20 protein-coding genes and 1 riboswitch are annotated in these 20,900 nt (G+C 37.7%); of the genes, 9 read left to right on the top strand and 11 right to left on the bottom strand.

From position 1 onward, the window contains the following. Window positions 1–160 precede the first annotated feature (160 nt). Together DSM106972_RS38210 and DSM106972_RS38215 are read left to right on the top strand one after the other, a co-directional pair. A complete protein-coding gene (locus DSM106972_RS38210) occupies window positions 161–523 on the top strand; it encodes a four helix bundle protein (protein WP_127085585.1) in 363 nt (120 codons plus the stop codon). 185 nt (window positions 524–708) lie between these two features. Further along, a complete protein-coding gene (locus tag DSM106972_RS38215) occupies window positions 709–4,464 on the top strand; it encodes a hybrid sensor histidine kinase/response regulator (protein WP_127085586.1) in 3,756 nt (1,251 codons plus the stop codon). A 79-nt stretch (window positions 4,465–4,543) separates the two neighbouring features. Here DSM106972_RS38215 and rsgA read toward each other — a convergent pair whose 3' ends face one another. From rsgA to DSM106972_RS38245, 6 genes are all read right to left on the bottom strand, one after another. Further along, on the bottom strand, window positions 4,544–5,599 hold the full coding sequence (gene rsgA, locus DSM106972_RS38220; protein ID WP_127085587.1) for a ribosome small subunit-dependent GTPase A: 1,056 nt from the start codon (window positions 5,597–5,599) through the stop codon (window positions 4,544–4,546). Between the two features lie 434 nt (window positions 5,600–6,033). Further along, window positions 6,034–6,438, bottom strand: a complete 405-nt coding sequence (locus DSM106972_RS38225; RefSeq protein ID WP_127085588.1) for a DUF1636 family protein — start codon at window positions 6,436–6,438, stop codon at window positions 6,034–6,036. A 20-nt stretch (window positions 6,439–6,458) separates the two neighbouring features. Continuing rightward, window positions 6,459–6,600, bottom strand: a riboswitch (cobalamin riboswitch). An 18-nt stretch (window positions 6,601–6,618) separates the two neighbouring features. Further along, window positions 6,619–7,809 (bottom strand): DUF4336 domain-containing protein, encoded by a 1,191-nt coding sequence (locus DSM106972_RS38230; RefSeq protein ID WP_127085589.1) that lies wholly within the window; start codon window positions 7,807–7,809, stop codon window positions 6,619–6,621. A gap of 49 nt (window positions 7,810–7,858) precedes the next feature. Then, on the bottom strand, window positions 7,859–8,521 hold the full coding sequence (locus DSM106972_RS38235; protein WP_127085590.1) for a hypothetical protein: 663 nt from the start codon (window positions 8,519–8,521) through the stop codon (window positions 7,859–7,861). A 233-nt stretch (window positions 8,522–8,754) separates the two neighbouring features. Continuing rightward, on the bottom strand, window positions 8,755–9,540 hold the full coding sequence (locus DSM106972_RS38240; RefSeq protein ID WP_127085591.1) for a hypothetical protein: 786 nt from the start codon (window positions 9,538–9,540) through the stop codon (window positions 8,755–8,757). Window positions 9,541–9,764: 224 nt separating this feature from the next. Beyond that, complete coding sequence (locus DSM106972_RS38245; RefSeq protein WP_127085592.1) at window positions 9,765–10,751, bottom strand: LysR family transcriptional regulator; 987 nt, start codon at window positions 10,749–10,751, stop codon at window positions 9,765–9,767. Window positions 10,752–11,310: 559 nt separating this feature from the next. Here DSM106972_RS38245 and DSM106972_RS38250 point away from each other — a divergent pair. Next, window positions 11,311–11,439 (top strand): GGDEF domain-containing protein, encoded by a 129-nt coding sequence (locus tag DSM106972_RS38250; RefSeq protein ID WP_267901208.1) that lies wholly within the window; start codon window positions 11,311–11,313, stop codon window positions 11,437–11,439. Window positions 11,440–11,475: 36 nt separating this feature from the next. Beyond that, a complete protein-coding gene (locus DSM106972_RS38255) occupies window positions 11,476–12,249 on the top strand; it encodes an EAL domain-containing protein (protein ID WP_127085594.1) in 774 nt (257 codons plus the stop codon). Here DSM106972_RS38255 and DSM106972_RS38260 read toward each other — a convergent pair. Beyond that, window positions 12,235–12,636 carry a hypothetical protein gene (locus DSM106972_RS38260; protein WP_127085595.1) on the bottom strand — a complete coding sequence of 134 codons (402 nt, stop codon included), beginning with the start codon at window positions 12,634–12,636 and terminating at the stop codon, window positions 12,235–12,237. The genes DSM106972_RS38255 and DSM106972_RS38260 overlap by 15 nt on opposite strands. A 333-nt stretch (window positions 12,637–12,969) precedes the next feature. Between DSM106972_RS38260 and DSM106972_RS38265 the strand changes: the two genes are divergently transcribed. The 4 genes from DSM106972_RS38265 (at window position 12,970) to DSM106972_RS38280 (ending at window position 17,602) form a co-directional block, all read left to right on the top strand. After that, a complete protein-coding gene (locus DSM106972_RS38265; RefSeq protein WP_127085596.1) occupies window positions 12,970–14,160 on the top strand; it encodes an FG-GAP repeat domain-containing protein in 1,191 nt (396 codons plus the stop codon). Window positions 14,161–14,376: 216 nt separating this feature from the next. After that, window positions 14,377–15,621 carry an FG-GAP repeat domain-containing protein gene (locus tag DSM106972_RS38270; RefSeq protein WP_127085597.1) on the top strand — a complete coding sequence of 415 codons (1,245 nt, stop codon included), beginning with the start codon at window positions 14,377–14,379 and terminating at the stop codon, window positions 15,619–15,621. Window positions 15,622–15,986: 365 nt separating this feature from the next. Next, on the top strand, window positions 15,987–16,631 hold the full coding sequence (locus DSM106972_RS38275) for a hypothetical protein (RefSeq protein ID WP_127085598.1): 645 nt from the start codon (window positions 15,987–15,989) through the stop codon (window positions 16,629–16,631). A gap of 170 nt (window positions 16,632–16,801) precedes the next feature. After that, window positions 16,802–17,602: a bacteriorhodopsin gene (locus tag DSM106972_RS38280; protein ID WP_127085599.1), complete on the top strand. Its 801-nt coding sequence runs from the start codon at window positions 16,802–16,804 to the stop codon at window positions 17,600–17,602. A gap of 48 nt (window positions 17,603–17,650) precedes the next feature. On the opposite strand, the gene DSM106972_RS38285 is transcribed toward DSM106972_RS38280, so the two are convergent. Then, window positions 17,651–18,235: a hypothetical protein gene (locus DSM106972_RS38285; RefSeq protein ID WP_127085600.1), complete on the bottom strand. Its 585-nt coding sequence runs from the start codon at window positions 18,233–18,235 to the stop codon at window positions 17,651–17,653. A gap of 30 nt (window positions 18,236–18,265) precedes the next feature. Then, on the bottom strand, window positions 18,266–18,388 hold the full coding sequence (locus DSM106972_RS55135; protein WP_267901207.1) for a hypothetical protein: 123 nt from the start codon (window positions 18,386–18,388) through the stop codon (window positions 18,266–18,268). Between the two features lie 367 nt (window positions 18,389–18,755). On the opposite strand from DSM106972_RS55135, the gene DSM106972_RS38290 reads away from it, so the two are divergent. Next, on the top strand, window positions 18,756–19,307 hold the full coding sequence (locus DSM106972_RS38290) for an alpha/beta hydrolase (RefSeq protein WP_127085601.1): 552 nt from the start codon (window positions 18,756–18,758) through the stop codon (window positions 19,305–19,307). A 43-nt stretch (window positions 19,308–19,350) separates the two neighbouring features. On the opposite strand, the gene DSM106972_RS38295 is transcribed toward DSM106972_RS38290, so the two are convergent. Together DSM106972_RS38295 and DSM106972_RS38300 are read right to left on the bottom strand one after the other, a co-directional pair. Then, on the bottom strand, window positions 19,351–20,151 hold the full coding sequence (locus DSM106972_RS38295; protein WP_127085602.1) for an SDR family NAD(P)-dependent oxidoreductase: 801 nt from the start codon (window positions 20,149–20,151) through the stop codon (window positions 19,351–19,353). Window positions 20,152–20,246: 95 nt separating this feature from the next. Beyond that, window positions 20,247–20,696 carry a CAAD domain-containing protein gene (locus DSM106972_RS38300; RefSeq protein WP_127085603.1) on the bottom strand — a complete coding sequence of 150 codons (450 nt, stop codon included), beginning with the start codon at window positions 20,694–20,696 and terminating at the stop codon, window positions 20,247–20,249. Window positions 20,697–20,900: the final 204 nt, after the last annotated feature.

The raw sequence follows: 20,900 nt of genomic DNA on the forward strand, positions 1-20,900 counted from the left end.
GAGTTATGAATTAGGAGTTATGAGTTATGAATTAGAAGTTATACTTTGAGTTCATAATTGTAAATACTTTTTTCTATCGTGTGACTTCTAAAACATCTCCTTTCCTATAACCCTGTTGATTTAATATTCAAATATCTACTTTGATTTGGGGTGAAAGCAATTGTCAGAAAGTATTATTGGACAAAAAAGTTTCCAATTTGCTTTGGAAATAATTGACCTATACAGTAGACTTCAAGAAAAGCGAGAATATGTAATTTCTAAGCAGCTATTGCGAAGTGGTACAAGTATTGGAGCTAATGTTGAAGAAGCAAGCGGTGGTCAAAGTACAAAGGATTTCTTAGCGAAAATGTATATTGCGTATAAAGAAGCAAGAGAAACAAAGTACTGGCTTCGGTTAATGCAAAAATCTCAACTTGTGACAATTGATGTATCAAATGAATTACAAGATGCAGATGAAATCGTTCGCATTTTAAGTTCAATCATCAAGACAACTGAGGAAAAGCTTAGTAAAGTTAGGAGTTAAAAATTAAGAGTTAGGAGTTATGAGTGATGAGTGATGAGTTAAAAATTATGAGATGTGAATTGATTATTTCTTTTCCCAACTCCCAACTCCCAACTCCCAACTCCCAACTCCCAACTCCCAACTCCCAACTCCTAACTCCTAACTCCCAACTCCTAACTCTTAACCCCTAACTTATTACTTTTATTATGATTACAGACGCCTCTATTAGAGAGCAGGGTTATATTTACTTTTTAACTGAAGCTCCAGAGTTATTACAAACTATCGAGGAAGAACTTTTTGGTTTGGCTGATGATTACAGCACTGCTAAAGTTCATAACTTGATGCGCGCGACTCATACCCTCAAGGGTGGCGCCGCGAATGTTGGACTCGATGTTATAAATAAGGTTGCTCACTCCCTTGAAGATATTTTTAAGGCACTTTATAGTCCTGATGTAGTAATTGATTCACAGCTACAAACACTTTTATTTCAGGCGTATGAGTGTTTGCAGTTGCCTGTAACTGCTGAAATTACTAAAACTACTGTTGACAACGATGATATTCTTCAGCGTGCAGCTTCGGTGTTTGCTCAGTTACAAGAAAAACTCGGTGATGCTTTTGGCGCCGAAGTTTATATTCCAACTTCAGAGGAGTTGGGATTTGATATTGTTTTGTCGATATTTGAGACGGGTGTGTCTCAGCGTATTGATAGTATTGCCCAAATATTAGAACAGGCGCCACCAGATAATGACGAGTTGGCAGAGTTTTTACGTTCTCAAGCTGAAGTATTTTTAGGATTGGCAGAATCTTTAAATTTACCTGGGTTTGGTGCAATTGCTTTATCTATGGTAGCTGCTTTAGACGCAAACCCTAATGCTGCGCTAGCAATTGCTCAAGCTAGCTCAGATAATTTACAGAAAGCTCGCGTTGATGTACTTGCTGGTGACCGTACACGTGGAGGTGAACCTTCAGAAGCGTTACTTTCATTATCTCAAGTTGCATCGTATGCAATGCCCGATAATATGTATGCTATTAATTTTTCTGATAATCATATTGGGGAATATCAAGAAGAAACTATACAAGCAGAACCACAAATCGAAGAAACAAGTCGAATTACATCTTCATCAAAAGAAGCATATTCTCTTAGAAGCGAAGTAGAAAAGCTATATAATTTTATCACAAATCCAAATTCTACTCAAGATGAGCCTTTGAAACCCGCTACCGCTAAACTATATTTAAAAATAATTCGTTATATTTTAGGTTGGTTTAATCATGAGTTAAATATTCCTGAAAAAGAATTAAGCTTATCACTAATAATTCCCAAAACTGGAGTAGAAAATGTTGTTGATTATGTTGAAACTTGGTTGAGCGAGTTTTGGTTATTCCTATACGATGAAGGCGATACACCCAGCTTGTCAATATATCGTCAGGGCGTAATTTTGAATGTGTTACTCAACGTTGCTAAATACCGATATGCCAAGGTAGATATTGATTCACCCATTATAGAGTTCCTGCAAAATCGAATTAATAAATTAGCACAAGAGTATAAAAGCCATCCTCCTCTTACTGCTGCTGAAAAAAATTGGAGCGATAATCTAAAATTACAACAACTACTTGAAATTAAAGAAGTATTACAGGCGCCTGTAGAACCAATTCAAAGTGGTATTGAGGCTATATGGGGTGAAGAAATAACCACTACTTTTAGTGCAAATATAGCTGAAACCGCCATTCAAAATTCTGGTTTATATCAAAATGTACAGCTTCCTACCATCAGTAACACAAACACCAAGTTGCAAGCCGATGAACCAACTATTAATGAAGTTGCCGACGAATCTGAACTCGGTGATACAGTTATAAGTGTCGCAAGTACAGCCAACGCGGTTAATATACCAGAAGAAGCAATTAATAAGGAAAAATTTCAGTCTGCAACTAATAATAAAAATCTTCGCCAGCGTTCGTTTGTAAGAGTCGATGTTGATGGATTACAGCGTCTTAACTATCTAGCAGGAGAATTATTAATCTATCATAAACGTAGAACGTTACAAGATGAGCAACTTCAACAAGTTATTGAGCAGTTATCTCAACATATTCAAAGACATCAAGCAACAATAGGTATACTACGCGATTTACCGCTTCAGATGCAGTCACACAAAGACCAAGCGACAACAAGGGTTGCAAGTGTTGCTTTTGATTCTTTAGAAATGGATGACTACAGCGAATTTTATATGGCGCTGCACTCAGCACAAGAAGAAACGTTGCAGTTACAAGAAATAGCTGAGTCACTCGATTTAATTTTGCGCCAATCAACGCAAGTTCATGAAAAGAATCAAAATTTAACCCTCAATATTATCGATAATATTGTAGAAGCACGCATGGCGCCGCTAGCGAACATCTTAAATCGCTTCCCCCAACTAGTTGGAAACCTCGCAAACGTTTACAACAAAAAAGCTGAGGTCAAACTATTTGGAACTCAAGTACTAGTAGATAAAGCCATTTCGGAAAAGCTCTACGACCCCTTGTTACATTTGGTGCGTAACGCATTTGACCACGGTATTGAGGCGCCAGAAGAAAGGCAAAAACTAGGTAAATCCTCTTCTGGTGTAATTACGATTCGAGCATATCACCAAGGTAGCCAAACAGTCATTGAAGTTAGCGACGATGGACAGGGTTTAAACTTCGATAGAATTCGTAAAAAAGGTATTGACCTTGGCTTAATTTCTGATTCATACCATTCAACCAACGAAGAACTTTTAGAGCTATTATTTTCTCCTGGGTTTTCAACAGCTGGTCAAGTTAGTGAAATTTCTGGACGTGGTATTGGGTTAGACATCGTACAAACCCAGTTACAAGCTCTTGATGGTTCGATATCAGTTTATTCGCTCCCTAACCAAGGAACAACATTCGTACTCAAAATACCATTTTCTATGACTACCGACCAGTTAATGATTGTTCAAGCAGGAGGTGCGGTTTATGCCTTGCTGTTAGATAGTATCGAAAAAATATTGTTGCCATCTTCTGACCAAATTAAAGAATTTGAGGGTAGAAAAGTTCTACATTGGAACACTGGCAAAGACGAGCGCATGGTGGGTTTACGTAACCTCTCCGACTTTTTATACTACAGTGGCTCATTTAGAAGCGGCGCCAATGTTAACCACAGCACCATAATACAAGACCGTGAGGAAGTAGTAAATCCAGTATTAGTACTGCGACGAAACCAAGACATATTAGCTTTAGAAGTTGACCAAATTATTGGTGAACAAGAGCTTGTAATTCGTCCTTTAAGTTCTACAATAGCTCCTCCTAAATTTATTTACGGTTGTTCGAGTCTTGCAAACGGCAACCTCGTTTTAGTAATCGATGGTTCGCTACTTTTAGAATCAAGCGAAATGCAAGCATCTCTTGAGGTTATGTCACTGCCTGCATTTTCACCTGCTAAGAAAAAAGCTTTGTCGATGTCAGCAACCATAACACCAGCACCAATGCTCGCAGCATCCAACGATAATAATCCTTCGCAAGGCGCCAAAATTCTACCTCAAGCAAAACCAACAAAAAACAAAAATGAAAAAGTAGTATTAGTAGTCGATGATGCCATTAGTTTACGGCAAACAATATCTTTAACCTTACAAAAATCAGGTTATCAAGTAATACAAGCTCAAAACGGTATTGAAGCAGTTGAACAACTACAGCGACATCCAGAAATTCAGCTAGTTGTTTCAGACTTAGAAATGCCACGCATGAACGGCTTTGAACTATTATCAAATGTCCGTCAAAACACCAGCTTCTCTGAAAAACCAGTCATAATTTTAACTTCGCGTAGTGCCGAAAAACATCGTAAACTCGCCGAAGCTTTAGGCGCCACAGCTTACATGACTAAACCATATTTAGAACATGAATTCATCGCCACAGTTGATGGCTTAATGGATAACCAAGTTAATGGTCTAACACACGTATTCGTTAAAGCGTAACCTCCCTATGTAGCACAGGCATAGAAAGCCTGTGCAATGTAAAAACAAGTAAGTACCATTTATTTCCTATGCCAAAAAATCACTTTTTATGCTTTCGCATAGATTTAGTAATTTTCTTCCACCGTTCCTTTTCTGCTAAATATGAGCTTTGGTCTTGTTTACGCTCCAAATAACCAAGCTCCCTCTGTAACTTTTGATAACTCAAAAACCTCGGCGCCTCAAGTTTACCTGACTGCAAAGCTTCTTGTACAGCACAACCAGGTTCATGAGCATGTTGACAATTACGGAAGCGGCACTGTTGCGCGATAATTTCAATGTCAGCAAATGTAGACTGCAAACCTTCATCACCTGTCCACAACTGTATTTCCCGCATTCCTGGGGTATCTATTATTAAGCCTCCTGTTGGTAGTAATATTAGCTCTCGATGAGTTGTCGTGTGCCTTCCTCTACTATCATCCTGACGTACAGATTGTACAGCTTGAACCGTTTCACCCATTAGTTGATTGGTAATGGTAGATTTCCCCACACCCGAAGACCCAAGCAGTGCAACAGTTTTACCTGGTTGTAAATAGGTTTTTAAAGCATCAATTCCTTGATTATGTGCCGCACTTAAAACAAGTATTGGCACACCTAGAGCAACAGATTCTATTTCTACTAAACGCTGTTCAAGGTTATTGCACAAATCTGCTTTGTTCAAAACTATAACCGGGTTGGCGCCACTTTCCCAAGCAAGAATTAAATAACGTTCGACTCTTCTAACATTAAAGTCTCCATCCAGCCCAGATACTAAAAAAACAGTATCAACGTTCGCTGCAACTATTTGTTCGTCGGTTTTGCCCCCAACGGTTTTACGAGAAAATTTGCTAAATCTTGGCAATATTGCCTGAATGGTTGCTTGTTCTGAGTCTCGCACACGAATAACTACCCAATCTCCCACTGCTGGAAAGTCTTGACGTTGTAAAGCTTGATGTCGCAGTTTACCTGTTATTTGTGCTAATACTTCTCCCTGTTCTGTTAGAACGATGTAAGTATTCGTATGCTCAATTGCTACCCTACCTGCTGTAAATCCTTGTAGACAAAAGGGTTCAAAGCTGGAATTAAAAAAGTCACTCCAGCCTAAAGAATTCAAATGCATTTATTTTTCCTCAATACGTGCTACTTGTTTTGCACAAGATGCCTATTCGAGGACTAAGCTAAAATTGAGATTAGCTAGGCTGAACAAGAATGAAGGCGCCTTGTGTGAAGGTGTGTTGCGATAAATTCACTCATAGTTCAGTCTCCTTAATAATTTCAAAGCGTAATCATATTGTAGTATAGCATGTTCTGAGATAGTAGGCGCTAGTCATATCATGTCCGCTTGATTACCCATAATTACCACGTCACGTAGAGACCGTATTAATTCGGTCTCTACAATGATTTTATTATGGTTACGCTCCCGGACATGATATCATATATAACACTTCTTCAACCAAGGTATTATGGTACAAAGCATACTATGTAAATTATTTGTACTATGCCGAAAAGATCGTTTTGATAAACAAAATTAACTATGTGTTGGGTTCCGTTGCGCTACACCCAACCTACGGGAATAGCTGCGGGGATGGCTGGGATGCGTGCTAGGACTCCTTTTTTAAGGGGGTCGGGACGTTCTGCCCACGGTAATAATCCTTGTGGGTGGTGATAGTATTTATTTGCACACTCGAATAGTCCTGCGACTTGTGTTGAAGATAATTCTGGTGATATGTCGCCAAATAGATATGTATATTTGTCTTTGGAAGCGAAACAAATTACACATGAGCGATTACAAGCACTCATGCATTCTACTGCTTGAATTTTAATTTCTTGGTTTTGAGAGTTTTGGTTGTCTTGTTGTAAGCGCTTTAACAGTTTTTCACCACCGCTTTCTCCTACACGCTTACCGTTTTCCCATGTACTCGCACATGTTGTACAAACAAAAATTGTGTGTGCTGTCATCTATACCTCGTAGATTGTAGCTATTTTTACTGCTATCGGCGGGCATTCTGACTTGCTATATTTTATAGCTTACAGTTGCGGGACAGTGCCGGAATTTCACCGATCTTTCCCCGTTTCCTCTTATGGCTTTTGCCTTTTTGAACCGAATAAGCTAGATTAATGTAACACATTTTCGTGACTTTACACTTTTTCTTTTGCGGGTGGTACTATTCCGAATTTTTCTAAGTTATTATCGATTACGCGCAGTACTTCAAAGTCTGCTTCGGGTAATATGGTACTAGTTGTTATTGGTTGTTTCTCTAGAAATGCAAATGCTTGTCTAAATTGCTGGGGTGTAGTGGTGACTGGCGCCTCTAAGTGACAAGGTATTATGCTTTTAAAGTCCCATTGTGCAACTTTATCTGCCCATTCGAGTGTTTCTACAGGCGCCCGATTTAGAATAAGAGCTTGTAAAATGGGTGCTACAAAGATGCGACCATTCGCATATAAAGCGTCGAAGCAACGTTGCCAGTCAGGTCTCCACTCGAAAGGGTATAAACCAAAATATGCTTTTTTGGAACGGTTGCTGGTTTTGAATGCGTCTTTAAATACTTGACCCCATTTGGGAACTTCTAAAACACTTGGACTAAAGTAAAACGCAAATAGTGCTATGCGTTGCCATCCTTTGCGACGGTTTTCTGCTGTGTCTGCTACTATATCAAATGCTTTATCTCGTGCGTGAAATAATAATGGATATGAGTCTAACTGCACTATGGCAGGTGGTTCCGATGGTATTGAGACAATAGAGTCGGTTACTAAAAGTGTATTTGAAAGCTTGTGGAAAAATGCTACTTCTGCAAATCGACCGGGCCCAAGTTCTATTGGCCCAAGTATGGCATAATCAAACTCACTGGCAAACGCCGCCTGTTTACTATTTTGTGGTAAAACGTGAGTACGCTTTGCTGGTAAACCTAGCCAACTCAAAGGTAAATTAACCGGAAAACTCCATTGACCTGGTGCGATAAATACTTGTGACGATGGAAACCGTCTCGCAAACGGACCAACGAATACTTTATGTTCTAACCCTGATATTGTTGGTAATATAATGTATTTTACATCACCATATTTTTCTACTAATTCAGTAATTAATCGGATGCATTCCGGTGTTGGCGCCACGGGTGCATAAACTAATAAACCACCTTCACTAAGCTTAATTACCGTCATTCTAACTGGAACGACGACATAAAAAATTCCCTGGATTTGGTCGAACGTCCAAACTGTATCTTTTACAACTTCTTTACGAATGGTTTGGCGCCTGCCAAATGGGTATATCGGCAGGGTGTACCAAAATGACCAGGAAAAGTCTTGCGGATTAGTGAGTTTACTCTGCACGTTTAAATTAGTTTAAGCAGTTTTAATTTCCCAATAATATTATATTCGGTTACTCAATTGGTGGAGGGTTGCGGCGAAGTTCAGATTCTGGCACTGTTGTCATGTTGAATGCTTGCCAGTTTCTTTTTACGTATTTGAATCTACCCATTCCTATGCCACCGTTGGTTTTAAAATTATCCCACGGCGCCGCGAGGTCTAGCCAGTAATCTCCACCCATATTAAGCACGTATTTGGCTTTGCTTCTATCGTCTGGTTTTTTGGCGTTGTCTATTACTAGTCTGGCTTGACAGGTAGTGAATATACCAGCTATGTCGTTGGGGTTTATATTGCTTCTACCGTTTTTTGACCAGAAGTGATAGTTATATCCTCCTCCCGCTTTTGTTGATATGCTGCCATCTTTTTCAGTACGAACGTCTGGTGATTTGTTCTTATCTCCTGCAAAGTCCTCGCGATATGCTGCACCGTCTACTCCAACTGAACTTTTTAATAGGCGCCATTTTCTATCTCTTTTGCTGAGAACATAAGACTTGACGTTTCGTATCTGAACGCGCGTATTTTTTGCGGGGTTTCCTTGTTCAGCTTCATATAGTTGCCCCCATGCAATCATTGCTTTAAAGTTTTTGGGGTTGTTACCCATCCCCAATTCTGGCCCTTTTACCCAACTATAATGTTTGGGCACTCCACGCGGCGCCGCATCATGTGGTGGCTTCATATCCCTAATAATTGTTGCTACCGAATTTATTCTTGGCTGTCGCGCACTCACACTGGCAGCGAAACTGAATAGTATCGCCACTACTACAAGAAATAAATGAATTGGCTTAATACGCATATTACGTGTACGCCTATACAAATTTACCTTTTTAATATATACTCTGCAATTCAAATTGACTTGGGTAAACACATTTATCACTTAACTGGTCAGGCAAGATGCCTGACCCACATTAACTATTCAATTGGTGGTTCATTTGTCCTAATTTGGGCTGCTGGTAAGGTTGTCATGTTGAAAGCTTGCCAGTCGGTTGTGACGTATTTAAATCTGCCTGTGGCAATTCCACCATTCGTTTTAAAGTTATCCCAACCAGCACTCAAGTCAAGCCAGTAGTCTCCACCAACATTTAATAGATAACGTGCAGTCTCGCGGTCATCAAGTTTATTTGGGTCATCAAGAATTAGTCTTGCTTCTATAGTGGTGAAAATACCACCAATATCATTCGGATTGATTGAAGCTCGACCACCAGTAGTCCAGAAATGATAGTTATGTCCTCCTCCGGCTTTTGCTGAAATAGTACCATCAGATTCACTACGAACATCTGCCGGTTTATTTGCATCTCCTGCAAAATCTTCACGATATGCTGCACCTTCTACTCCTTTTGAACTTTGCAGCAGGCGCCATTGGTTATCTTGTTTACTTAGGTAATAAGCTTTGATGTTTCGTATTTGAACGCGCGTGTTAGTTGCAGGATTACCCTGTTCTGCTTCGTATAACTGCCCCCATGTCATCATGGCTTTAAAATTTTTGGGGTCATTACCCATCCCAATTTCTGCACCATTTGCCCAACTGTAATGTTTGGGCACTCCATGCGGATAAGCGTCTTGTGGTGCTTGCATATCGCTAATGATTGTCGTAACTGAATTGATTGGGCCTGTTGCTTGTACTGTTTTTATGCCACAACAAAGACTCAGTAGCATTGTCGCTACTGCAATAAATACGTATGCTTTTTTGAATTGCATTTTACTCTAACCAAATAGGGGTAACACCCCCCATTAGACGCTAGTAGTTATAAAAATGTTGCTGTAGTTGTGTTTAATTATAAAAAAATGTGCCACTCAACGAATGCCACTGAAATACTGAGTATTATTTAGAATAAACCAGAACAAACCAGGTTTCTACGCAAATCGTCATTTTTATTACAAAATATCAACAAAGAAACCTGGTTTCTAGGATTTCTAGAATTTTATGCTGCAATACAGTCGTTGTAACTGTGTACTGTGTAGTCCGAGATTAATCGACAGTTACTCATTTCAACCTCTGAGCAACCTACTGATATTTCGAGTAAATACTGTAAATAAGTTTTCGCAAGCGCAGACAAATGCTTTTTGGCTGGATATACCATATACCACTGGCGCCAGATTGGAAAATCTTCGACATTAAGAATTGTTAATTCATTGTCCGGATTTGAAATTATGCACTGACGTGGCAGAACCGAAATACCTAAACCATCAGCTACGAAAGACTTAATCATCTCATCATTATTCGATTCCATTTTAACTCGTACTTTGACATCATACTTGAGGAGGATGTTTTGTACCTGATTTCGAGTTACAGAGCCGATTTCACGCATAATAAAAGCTTCGTTCGCAAGTTGATGAATCGAAATCTTCTTTTCTCTAGCTAGTGGGTGACGAGAGCAAGCTACAACAACTAACTCATCTCGGAAAAATGGAAAACTTTCAACCTCAATAAACTTGGGAATTTCACTAACTATATATAAGTCGTCTAAATTTTTCATCATGCGTTCGGCAATCCCACTATGATTTGCCAATTTCAGCGAAACATCTATATCTGGATAACGCTGACTGAATTCTCCTAAAGTCAACGGAATAATATACTTAGCTGTAGTTAGTCCTGAGAGTCTTAGTGTACCTTGCTTCAAAGTCTGTAAATCGGCTAACTTATCTTCAAACTTATCCATCGTATTGAAGATTTTATCGCATGTTGCTATTAATTCTTGTCCAGCTATACTTGGACTGATATTTTTACCTAGCTTATCAAATAACGACAAACCAAGTGCTTGAGCTAATTTTTTCACCTGCATACAAACTGCGGGTTGAGAGAGAAAAAGCTCTTGACCTGCACGAGTAAAACTTCCAAATTTGACAACTGTATAAAAAATTTTTAGCTGATATAACGTTGCTTGGTCTAGCATTAATTCTTGTCGCATAGCTACCTTTACTCTTCACTGAGTCCTTAATTTTGATGTTCTCAAACAGGGAACTAAACAGAATTTCATTTATGATTACTCACAACTAATTACTTACAACTAATTGTTTAATACTTTCGTACTATTTTTGACACATACAGCACTAAGCCGACCACCCTGTTTTGAGCCATTCCATAAATCTCTTTTTTAGATTTGTCGAAAAACTTAAGATTTTCTTTATTTTTACATTTACTTTGTACCATATTTGTCGAAGCCATCGTAGCGCCTTGTTACATTTCTTTACATGATGATATAAATGCAACATCTGTAGAGGCGCCTATATTTTGGTTATTCAAGCCAATATACTAGTTTGTAGAGGGTTTTACAGATTTCTTAGTGGCAGTTATCAAGCAAAATTTACATGTAGCAATGAACACAATGTTATTGCTAAATATTTAACTTAAGATTTTTTTTTTGATTATTAAATTAAAAATAATTGGCGGTGCCTACTGGTGAAGCGTAATTAATTTGTATCATTTTTTACTTATAGCAAGTATTTATTTATATTTTTTCTAATAATATTGGTGTCAGCATTGGGTTAGTCATGATTAATGCAAACAGTCAAAGTCTGAATAGCTTACTTAATGCTGCGGATGTCGCTTGTTACAACGCCAAAAATAAAGGACGTAACTGTGTACATGTGTATTAGGCTGACAATAGCGAGGTAGTTAAATCCAAAAGCGAAATGCAATGGGTAGACCAAATTCATCAAGCTTTAGAAAATAATAGTTTCTCTCTTTATTATCAGCCAATTATTCCCATCACTTCAACTGACTCTAACGATAAACACTATGAAGTTTTGTTACGGTTTATGGATAAAATGGGTAATGTCACATTGCCAATGGCGTTTATTCCGGCGACTGAACGTTATAATATCATGCCAGCAATCGACCGTTGGGTAATCAGCACACTTTTTGCGAATCTGGGAAACAGCAGAAAGGAAAAATCGAACATTTGCACTACTAAAGAGAGTAATCGTAGCTTTATATATGCTATTAACCTTTCGGGCACCACCATAAATGATAATAAATTTATAGACTTTTTGTCTGAGCAGCTAGTATTACACCAAATTCCAGCACAAGCAATTTGCTTTGAAATTACCGAAACTGTAGTTACAGCTAACTTGGCACAAATTGCCTCGAAAGTGCGTGCTATTAAAGAACTTGGTTTTCGCTTTGCCTTAGATAATTTTGGCAGCAGCATGTCATCGTGGGGTTATCTCAAAAACTTATCAATAGATTATCTTAAAATCAATGGAACTTTGATTAAAAATATCGTAGAGGAAAAAATTGATATAGCAATGGTGAAAGCTATTAATGAAATTGCTCATTTGATGGGCATTAAAACTATTGCAGAGTATGTAGAAAATCAAGAAATCTTTGAAACAATTAAAACAATAGGTATAGATTATACCCAAGGTCATGATATTTCTAAGCCATGTCCTTTAGAAATCTGGTAATGGTTTATTTGCCCAGGTATTGCTGACTAGGTAATATTTGCGTGCGAGAAGTTCATTTGCAGCGTTTAAAGACCTTGCTTTTTTTTCTAATCTACGGAAATATTGTGATTGTAAAAAGCTATATGCATTTACAATTAGCGCAACTGCAAAGCCAACCAGCCCATGATGAATTACCACAACCACATTCAGAAACAACCCGATAACTAGAAAAAATAATAGAAAGTATACCATATACATTTGGCGCCTGACTAAAGATTCAAATTCTTCTAATACATATTCATCGGCAATACTTTTGTGTCTTTTAAGAAAACCTTTAATTTGTTTACCTGCTATTAATCCAGCAAAAATACTACAAAAATTCACCACGACAAATATTAAAAGCCACATAATTATTTTTGAGATTTTAACTAATCAGCTTATACTCGATTACAATCAATCGTCATCAGAGAAAATATGTAAATACTATAGCGAAATCTTCAATAAAGCTTTGGTATCGGTAAACATATTTGAATAAAAATAAACCAGAAACCGGGTTTTTACGCAAAATCTTTGTTTTTATTACAAAATCTATAAAGAAACCCGGTTTCTAAAACATTGTTATTGACAAACAATATAATTTAAGCAAAAAAGCCGAAAAAGGGTTTGGAAGTTCTCAAGTAACACTTTTAATTGTAAATAGATAATAAAAAGGGTGATGAACACTGTTGACAATCCTCATCTATGTTTAATTCGACAAAATCCACAGAGCTTTCTACTGGTGCTGGTGCTTCGATATATACAAGTAGTGCGAACAATTTTGATCAAAGTTTATACTCAAATGATGTTTCAAGCTTAAAGGGGTCATCGCAGTCAGTTGAATCTCAAGGCTTGAACCCTAATCCCAACTTAATTTTTAGTAGTGCAGCTGTTAACACTGACTTTAACGGTGATGGTAAGACTGATAAAATTTGGCGAAACTCACAAACTGGTGAAGTTGCCATTTGGTTGATGGATGGCGCCACTCCTGCTGGAGCTGCTCTACCATCGCGCGGTGCTGAATGGGATTACAAAATTGCAGACCTCAACGGTGATGGTAAAACTGACTTGATATGGCGTAATAAAAATACCGGAGCAAACGAAGCTTGGGTAATGGATGGTGGAAATATAGTTGCTGATACTATGTTGCCCACTACAGATAGCAATTGGGATTTTACCGTTGGAGATACAAACGGAGACCGTAAAAGCGATTTAATTTGGCACAACAAGAGTACGGGTGAAAATGCTGCATGGGTAATGGATGGTACAAATGTTGCTTCTGCTGCAATGCTACCAACAACTGATGCTAACTGGACTTCTACTATTGTAAGTGTTGATGGTACAGGCAAAACCGATTTACTTTGGCATAATTCCGCAACAGGTGAAAATTCTTTGTGGAGTATGAATGGTACCGAGCTAGCTAGTGGTACTGCACTGGCAAATTTCGGCGCCGGTTCAGATTGGCAAATTTCTGCAACTGACTTCAACGGTGACATGAGAACTGATATTTTCTGGCACAATAGCAAAACAGGTGAAAACAAAACCTGGTTAATGAGTGGTACTAATGCTACAGCCGCAGATTTACCAACACAAGGTGCCGATTCTAATTGGAAGTACTCGTTCGGTGATGTAAATGGTGATGGAAACATTGACGTATTATGGCGTAATCAAGCTACTGGCGAAAATGTCGGTTGGACTATGAATGGCGCCACTGCAACCGCAACAGCTTTACCATCAATGGGTTCTGAGTGGACATCTAGCTTGGGTGACTTTAATGGTGACGGCAAAACCGAACTGTTCTGGAGCAATAGTCAGACTGGCGAAAATATGATTTGGTCTGGAGATGGTACCAGCACCGCAGTTAATACTACTCCTGTTGGTTGGTACACAGCGTAAGACGATGTTTTAAAAGTCCAATCAAGTAAAAATTGTCATTAGTCGCGTGCCATTGTCATTAGCCACGTCCTATTGTCATTAGTCGCGTACCATTGTCATTCTGAGCGCAGCGAAGAATCTAAGGTCTTAATATATAAACCAGATGCTTCACTACGTTCAGCATGACATGATTTTTCCAAATTGGGATGCTCCCATTATTACCTTTACTCACATACTATGAATACTTCTAGTTTATCTGTTGCTTCTCCTATTTCTGAGAATACTTACTTTACAAATAATTCTCTTTTCACAAATAATAATTTTGATATTAATCAATCTAATTATTCGAGTAATTCTATACGCTCTTCAAGTTTTCATCCGTCTCTTTCTAATCATGTTTCGAGTCAGGCATATAATATACCAATAACTAATCCAAATCCTAACTCTATTTTTAGCAGTGCAGCTACACATGCTGATTTTGGCGGTAACGGTAAAACTGATTTACTATGGCGTGATGCTAAAACAGGTGATACTGCAATTTGGTTAATGGATGGTAGTAATATTACGGATGCGAAGTTTTTGCCGAAAATGAGTGCAGACTGGCAATATAAACTGGGTGATTTTAATCGTGATGGAAAAAGTGATATTTTTTGGCGCAATAGTACAACAGGTGAGAATGTATTGTGGATGATGGATGGTAATAATGTCGTAAGTAATACTCAATTACAAACTATTGACCCTGGTTGGAAGTTAGATATTGCTGACTTTAACGGTGATGGTAAGAGCGATGTTTTTTGGCACAATACAAATACTGGTGAAAATGCTACTTGGTTAATGGATAGTACTACGGTAACAACCGCAGCATATATAGATCAAACAGATTTGTCTTGGACTCCTACTATAGTTGACTTTAGTGGGGATGGTAAGAGTGATATTTTTTGGCGAAATACTGTTACAACCGACACAGCGGTATGGATGATGGATGGTACTAATTATTCTGGTTCGTTCTTACAACAAATGGATTCATCTTGGGATTCTACCATCGGCGATTTTAATGGTGATGGTAGAAGTGATGTATTGTGGCACAACAAAACTACAGGTGATACATCTGTTTGGATGATGAATGGAACTTTTCTGTTTAGTAGTAGTTTAAATAATATGGGCGCCGACTGGACAGATAGTATTGGTGATTTTAATGGTGATGGCAAAACAGATGTATTTTGGCACAACAGCAAAACTGGTGAGAATACAGCTTGGTTAATGGACGGTTCATCGATTGCAACGTCTGCATTTTTACCGCAAACTGACCCATCACTACAATATATGATTGGTGATTATGATGGTAATGGAAAAACAGATATTTTCTGGCGTAACGCTACTACTGGTGATAATTCAATTTGGTTTATGAATGGTACAACTGCTTCAGGAAGCACAGTAACGAATGTCCCTGCTGAATGGACTACCCAAACAAAAGTATCATAAAATTTTGGATAATCGTAGCACAGGCCGGAAAGCCTGTGCAGTGATGTATTTTTATTACCAAATTTAATCACACAGACCACTAGTCACAAATTTTTGCTAGAAACTGGTCACAATTAAAGCCAATAAAGTCTGAAAAAGCTGATTTTACTTTAATCATTACGACCTTACATTTTGATGTGAACATGATTATTTTTGTGAATCAAAGAATTTATAAATAAAAAAATAACTAGATAATTCTTTAGAAAGATGATTATGAACAGTTATGTTTTTAACCTTGTAATTGAAGCACAAGAAAATCTTGCTCACAAAACTATCAATTAAATTAACGACATAAATAACCTTTTTACTTAAGGAGTTAAAGAATCATGGTTGAAGGTAGGCAGGAGTTTGACTCCGAAAACGAGAATGCAAATCGCATCATAGACAATTTGCCTGATGCTGAAGGAAGTACTCACATAAATACTAGTGCCGAATATAACAACCGTATAAATTACGGACAGCCTGAGCAACCTTATAGTAGTTCAGTAAACCCGAATATGGATGCTGGGATACCTCAATCAAATCCTCATTCATCCGAAAAACAAAAAAATAATGTATTAAATAGAGCATTAATAGGTGGACTTGCCCTAGGTGCATTAGGTTCATTAGCTGCTGTTTTGGCACGAAGAAAACTTGTTCAGGGTTTTAACCACACTGCCTCTTGTGAGGAAAAAGGCGCCAAAACTGTAGATGAAGGTCTGAAAAACACAAATCAATGTGTAGAAGATGCAGTTACAGGTATTGAAGAAGGCACCATGCCAGTAGTAACAGGTACTTCTGATACATCTAAGTACACCGTGCATTCTTCAAACCCATCACAAAATCTAGATATTCAATATCAAGAGCGCTCCAATGCTATTACTCAGGGATTTAGTAGTGAGCAAACCGAGAAATCCAAAAATACTAGTACGCATGTGATTTATATTTCACCTTCCAGTACTCGAACGAAAGTAAATTCTTTAGAAGATTAATTACGTTTATTGTAAAAAGTTTGTAGAGACACTAGGTTTTATGGTGTCTCTACATTTGTGTATGAATTCAAATGTATTAAATAAATCTCTATCTGGTGAGAGATGAAGCTCAATAAGTAAACCTGCTCAAATAATACCTAGAGACCAAAAAATAAATTATTTAACTCCAAATGGATTTACAAGTTCTTTTTCAATGGCTGTATGTTGCGGGTATGGTATTAGGCGCCGTTTACTTCATGTCTCTAAGTAAAAACCCTCATGGAGTGCCGAAATATGAATACTTAATTGCTACATTCATTCCTATATGGTCGGGATTAGCTTATTTGTCAATGACTTTACCGCACGGTGATTTACAGCAAGGCAAGATTGAGATTGCTGGGCAAATCACTCATTACGCACGCTATATAGATTGGATTGTAACTACACCATTGTTGCTGTTGTCTTTGTCTTTTACAGCTATGCATTATCAATCTAAAAAAGATTGGATACTGATTAGCTCTTTAATGGGTACGCAGGTAATTGTAATTGCTAGTGGCTTAGTTGCTGATCTTTCTGTAGTGCCTTGGGTAAGATACTTATGGTATATCATTGGTGTAGTCGCTTTTTTGCTTGTCATGTCATGGATTTGGGGACCTTTGCGTGCCAAAACCAGAAGTCAAGGATTAGAGCTAGCAAAATTATATGACAGGTTAACAACTTACTTTACAGCACTATGGATTTGCTATCCAATCATTTGGATTATTGGTCCAAGTGGGTTTAAAATTATAAATCAAACTGTAGAGACATTGTTATTTTGTATAGTTCCTTTTTTCTCGAAAGTAGGGTTTAGTGTTTTAGATTTACATGGGTTGAGAAATCTGCATAGCTCAGGAACTCAAACTACTATTGATAACCTTGTGGAAAGAACGTTTAATTTATTGGGAAGTATAACTGCTCCTAGAAAACTGCATCGTTTGCGCTTCAGAAAGTAATTATCCCTGTAGGATAGGCATCCCGCCTGTCCTACGGGATTTAATTTTTTAGTAACGGTAAGGTTGGTCGGCGGGGTCCCCTAATGGGTCTTCACTTGCTGGACGGATATCACCATATTGTCCATAATTTCCTTGGTTGCCTTGATTCATTAGCTTTTTAAGCGCTAAAGCTGCGATACCAGCCATTGCTCCTTTTGCTAACGGGTTACTCAAAATGTTACCTCCTTGTCCACCCATCATACCCGAGGCGCCTCTAAATATTTGACCAAGTAAATCGGGTTGAGAAGATTGAATTCGACCTGTTGCTTGAGCAAGATAACGTGGGTCTTGAAAACGGTCATCTATTCCATCTTGATTTAAATCGGGAAAATTTAAGTTTGAGGCACGTGTTTGCTGTTGAAGATAACGACCAAACTGCATTCGTTCTTGCGGACTCATGCGACTAAAAACTTCTTGTGCAGATTCTTGATAAAGGTCTGGAGGTAACCGTCTAGAAACATTTTGATAACGGTCATAAACTTCTTCGTCTGAGTACCCTTCAGAAGGTGAACCTTGCTCATAACGGTTGACAAAATTACGGTAGTCTTTTTCGACTTCGCGGTCACCACCAAAAATACTTTCTAAAAAATTCATAATTTTCTCCTAATTGGTTTATTCTCAGATTTAGGCGTTTTGATAATTCTCATCAACCCAGCAGGATGGAGCAGTATCGTTTAGAGGATAAATTAATGCCATTAAATCGTTTATTTCGATCATGCTTTCGGTTTCTTTATCTTGAAGTAACATAGTAAAAATGTTTCAAGACTAGTTGAAGAAATTAATTACTCAGGCAATTACCCACATTAGACTACAAATTATCCTAATTTCACCAATCTTAAGAGAGAGATTATTAATTATATTGAAGATGTTTAAGTGAAATTACAACATAACCATGTAATAAGCAATCAATCAAGTCTAAATAAGAATAAATTCAAAATAAAAAAATATTATACTACTTATGAAGGATGATAAATAAATATATTTGGCTTAATTTAAAAAATTAATATAGCATTTCTAAGTAGCAAAATTTATTCTTGAACAAGAGTAAATTGATTGCAATAATAAGCTTTAATATTGTAATTAAAAAATATTTTCAATTGACAAAGGTAAATATATGAAATACTTATCAACTTTACTAAAAAATGGGTTCTCTCTAATTGTCACTGCTAGTACTTTGTTTTACACAAATGCCGCGTTTGCAGCCCAAAGGGTAGTGTTTACATACGGCGCCTTCCAGCAATCACTACCAGTTGATGAATTAGTAACTTTTGCCAAAACGGGAGAAACCTCATCGAGTATTAGATATTATCTAGACCAAACGCGCCAAGATCCACAATCAATTCGTAATGCCTTGACACGAGAATTTAATGTCACTCCTGTAACTTTAGACCGGACACTTAATAGCAGAATTGGTCTATACTTACTCGACCAAATTAGTTACTCGATTCGCACACGTTCTAATCAAGCAAACAGACAAGCTTTGCGTTCATCTCTTGTTTTATCTGCCAGCAAAGATAATAAAATTTCATTGATTGAAGTTATTCAAAACTACCCAACGTCAGATGTTATTGTTGAGGGAGAGCGTATTTTAAGAACTTATAATCAATTAAGTCTTATTGCAGAAGATATAGAAAGAATTTTCGGTATTCCTACATCTTTGAGGTAGTTATTTTTAGCGTAGTAAAGAATGTATATACTAAAATACCCTGTTAGGCTATATTAAAACGCTTACGTGCGGCAAAGCGAAATAACCTATCTGGGAGTATTGCTCTTATACGAGGGAGCCACTGCGCGTCATTACCAACACGATACCGTAATCGCGGCGCCGGCTTTTGAGCGATAGAAACAATTAATCGTGCAACTTTTTCAGGATTTTCACCTTGTGCAATTGCTTGATTTATAGACGATTGAATCACCTCACGCACATTGTTATAATCACTATAAGTTTTTCCTGAATGCAACATTTCATGATTAAAGTTAGTTTTAAAATAGCCAGGTTCAATTAAAGACACTTTGATATTGAAAGGGTCTAGTTCTATGCTTAATGCTTCACTATAACCTTCTAGCGCAAATTTACTAGCACAGTAATAACCTTGACCAGGGGCGCCGATTAATCCACCCAAGGAACTCATATTAATAACATGCCCACTACGTTGCTGTCTCATGGTTGGCAATACAGCATTTGTAACGCGCACAACACCCCATAAGTTTGTATCAAAAACATCCTGGGCTTGTTCTAAACTTGTTTCTTCAATCATGCTAGCATGTATTTGTCCAGCATTATTAATAAGTAAATCAATACGTCCAGTTTGGTCAAGTAACTGTTTGACGCATGATTCCACTGATTCATCTGATTTAACATCCATCCTCAACATTGAAACAGACGAAGCTGAATGTTCTTTACGACTTGTGCCAAAAACACGATACCCAGATTGAACGAGCATTGTCGCAGTTAACTTTCCAAATCCAGATGATGCTCCTGTAACTAGCGCAACTTTTTCGTTAGTCATAATATTGTTGTTTTTGAGACAAAACTGGACGGGCGAGGATGCCCATCCCACAAGAATGTCAGCTTATAAGTTTGTACCAGAGGAACTTGCGTGTATTATCTGCTACCTAGAATTTCTGCTTTAAGAGAACGAATTTCACCTGCTAATTCTTTTCTTGTTTCAACCTTGAGTAAGTAGCGATTGGTAAACCAAGCTGTGTAACTAATACCTATTAACTCGAACAATGGCGCCACAAGGGGAATATCATTGAATGCACCAAGGACTGCAAAGAAGACTTTAAGGACGACTATGCCTAGAACTAATGCACTAATTGCTATAATAGGTAGTTTGTATTGTTGGTAAAATGCACTGATATATTCTGGTAGTGTCGCGAAAAAATTAGATGCTTTGTTACTTGCTACCTGCAATTGATAATCTGCTTCATTCGCAGTAGACTTGATTTTAGACTCTACTTTTTCAATCGCTTGGGCGCTAGTAGAATCAATGTTATTAACATACTCTTGAGTCGCATTCATGTATTCTTGTTGTTGCACTTGGGTTTCCATACTATTCCTTCCTGTGTACTGAGTCTTATTGAGTATTACTTGGATAATTACGCGGCAAGAAAATTTACCGAGTTATTGGATTAGATGATTCTTTATACTTAACTATTTTTTTAGCGACTTGACATCGACCGTTTGTTATAAGCTTGTTTTCTATCAAAAGCTATACTATTTTATTTCAATTTTAACTACTATTTTATTAAAAAA

The organism is Dulcicalothrix desertica PCC 7102, from assembly GCF_003991905.1.
Taxonomy (GTDB): Bacteria; Cyanobacteriota; Cyanobacteriia; order Cyanobacteriales; family Nostocaceae; genus Dulcicalothrix; species Dulcicalothrix desertica.

Bases quoted from the DNA above. Each gene is read 5' to 3' on its own strand.
- rsgA (WP_127085587.1), bottom strand. From the start codon at position 5,599: ATGCATTTGAATTCTTTAGGCTGGAGTGACTTTTTTAATTCCAGCTTT.
- DSM106972_RS38270 (WP_127085597.1), top strand. From the start codon at position 14,377: ATGAATACTTCTAGTTTATCTGTTGCTTCTCCTATTTCTGAGAATACT.
- DSM106972_RS38260 (WP_127085595.1), bottom strand. From the start codon at position 12,636: ATGTGGCTTTTAATATTTGTCGTGGTGAATTTTTGTAGTATTTTTGCT.
- DSM106972_RS38290 (WP_127085601.1), top strand. From the start codon at position 18,756: ATGAAATACTTATCAACTTTACTAAAAAATGGGTTCTCTCTAATTGTC.
- DSM106972_RS38215 (WP_127085586.1), top strand. From the start codon at position 709: ATGATTACAGACGCCTCTATTAGAGAGCAGGGTTATATTTACTTTTTA.
- DSM106972_RS38275 (WP_127085598.1), top strand. From the start codon at position 15,987: ATGGTTGAAGGTAGGCAGGAGTTTGACTCCGAAAACGAGAATGCAAAT.
- DSM106972_RS38235 (WP_127085590.1), bottom strand. From the start codon at position 8,521: ATGAAGCCACCACATGATGCGGCGCCGCGTGGAGTGCCCAAACATTAT.
- DSM106972_RS38245 (WP_127085592.1), bottom strand. From the start codon at position 10,751: ATGCGACAAGAATTAATGCTAGACCAAGCAACGTTATATCAGCTAAAA.
- DSM106972_RS38240 (WP_127085591.1), bottom strand. From the start codon at position 9,540: ATGCAATTCAAAAAAGCATACGTATTTATTGCAGTAGCGACAATGCTA.
- DSM106972_RS38265 (WP_127085596.1), top strand. From the start codon at position 12,970: ATGTTTAATTCGACAAAATCCACAGAGCTTTCTACTGGTGCTGGTGCT.
- DSM106972_RS38255 (WP_127085594.1), top strand. From the start codon at position 11,476: ATGCAATGGGTAGACCAAATTCATCAAGCTTTAGAAAATAATAGTTTC.
- DSM106972_RS38285 (WP_127085600.1), bottom strand. From the start codon at position 18,235: ATGAATTTTTTAGAAAGTATTTTTGGTGGTGACCGCGAAGTCGAAAAA.
- DSM106972_RS38225 (WP_127085588.1), bottom strand. From the start codon at position 6,438: ATGACAGCACACACAATTTTTGTTTGTACAACATGTGCGAGTACATGG.
- DSM106972_RS38300 (WP_127085603.1), bottom strand. From the start codon at position 20,696: ATGGAAACCCAAGTGCAACAACAAGAATACATGAATGCGACTCAAGAG.
- DSM106972_RS38295 (WP_127085602.1), bottom strand. From the start codon at position 20,151: ATGACTAACGAAAAAGTTGCGCTAGTTACAGGAGCATCATCTGGATTT.
- DSM106972_RS55135 (WP_267901207.1), bottom strand. From the start codon at position 18,388: ATGTTACTTCAAGATAAAGAAACCGAAAGCATGATCGAAATAAACGAT.
- DSM106972_RS38280 (WP_127085599.1), top strand. From the start codon at position 16,802: ATGGATTTACAAGTTCTTTTTCAATGGCTGTATGTTGCGGGTATGGTA.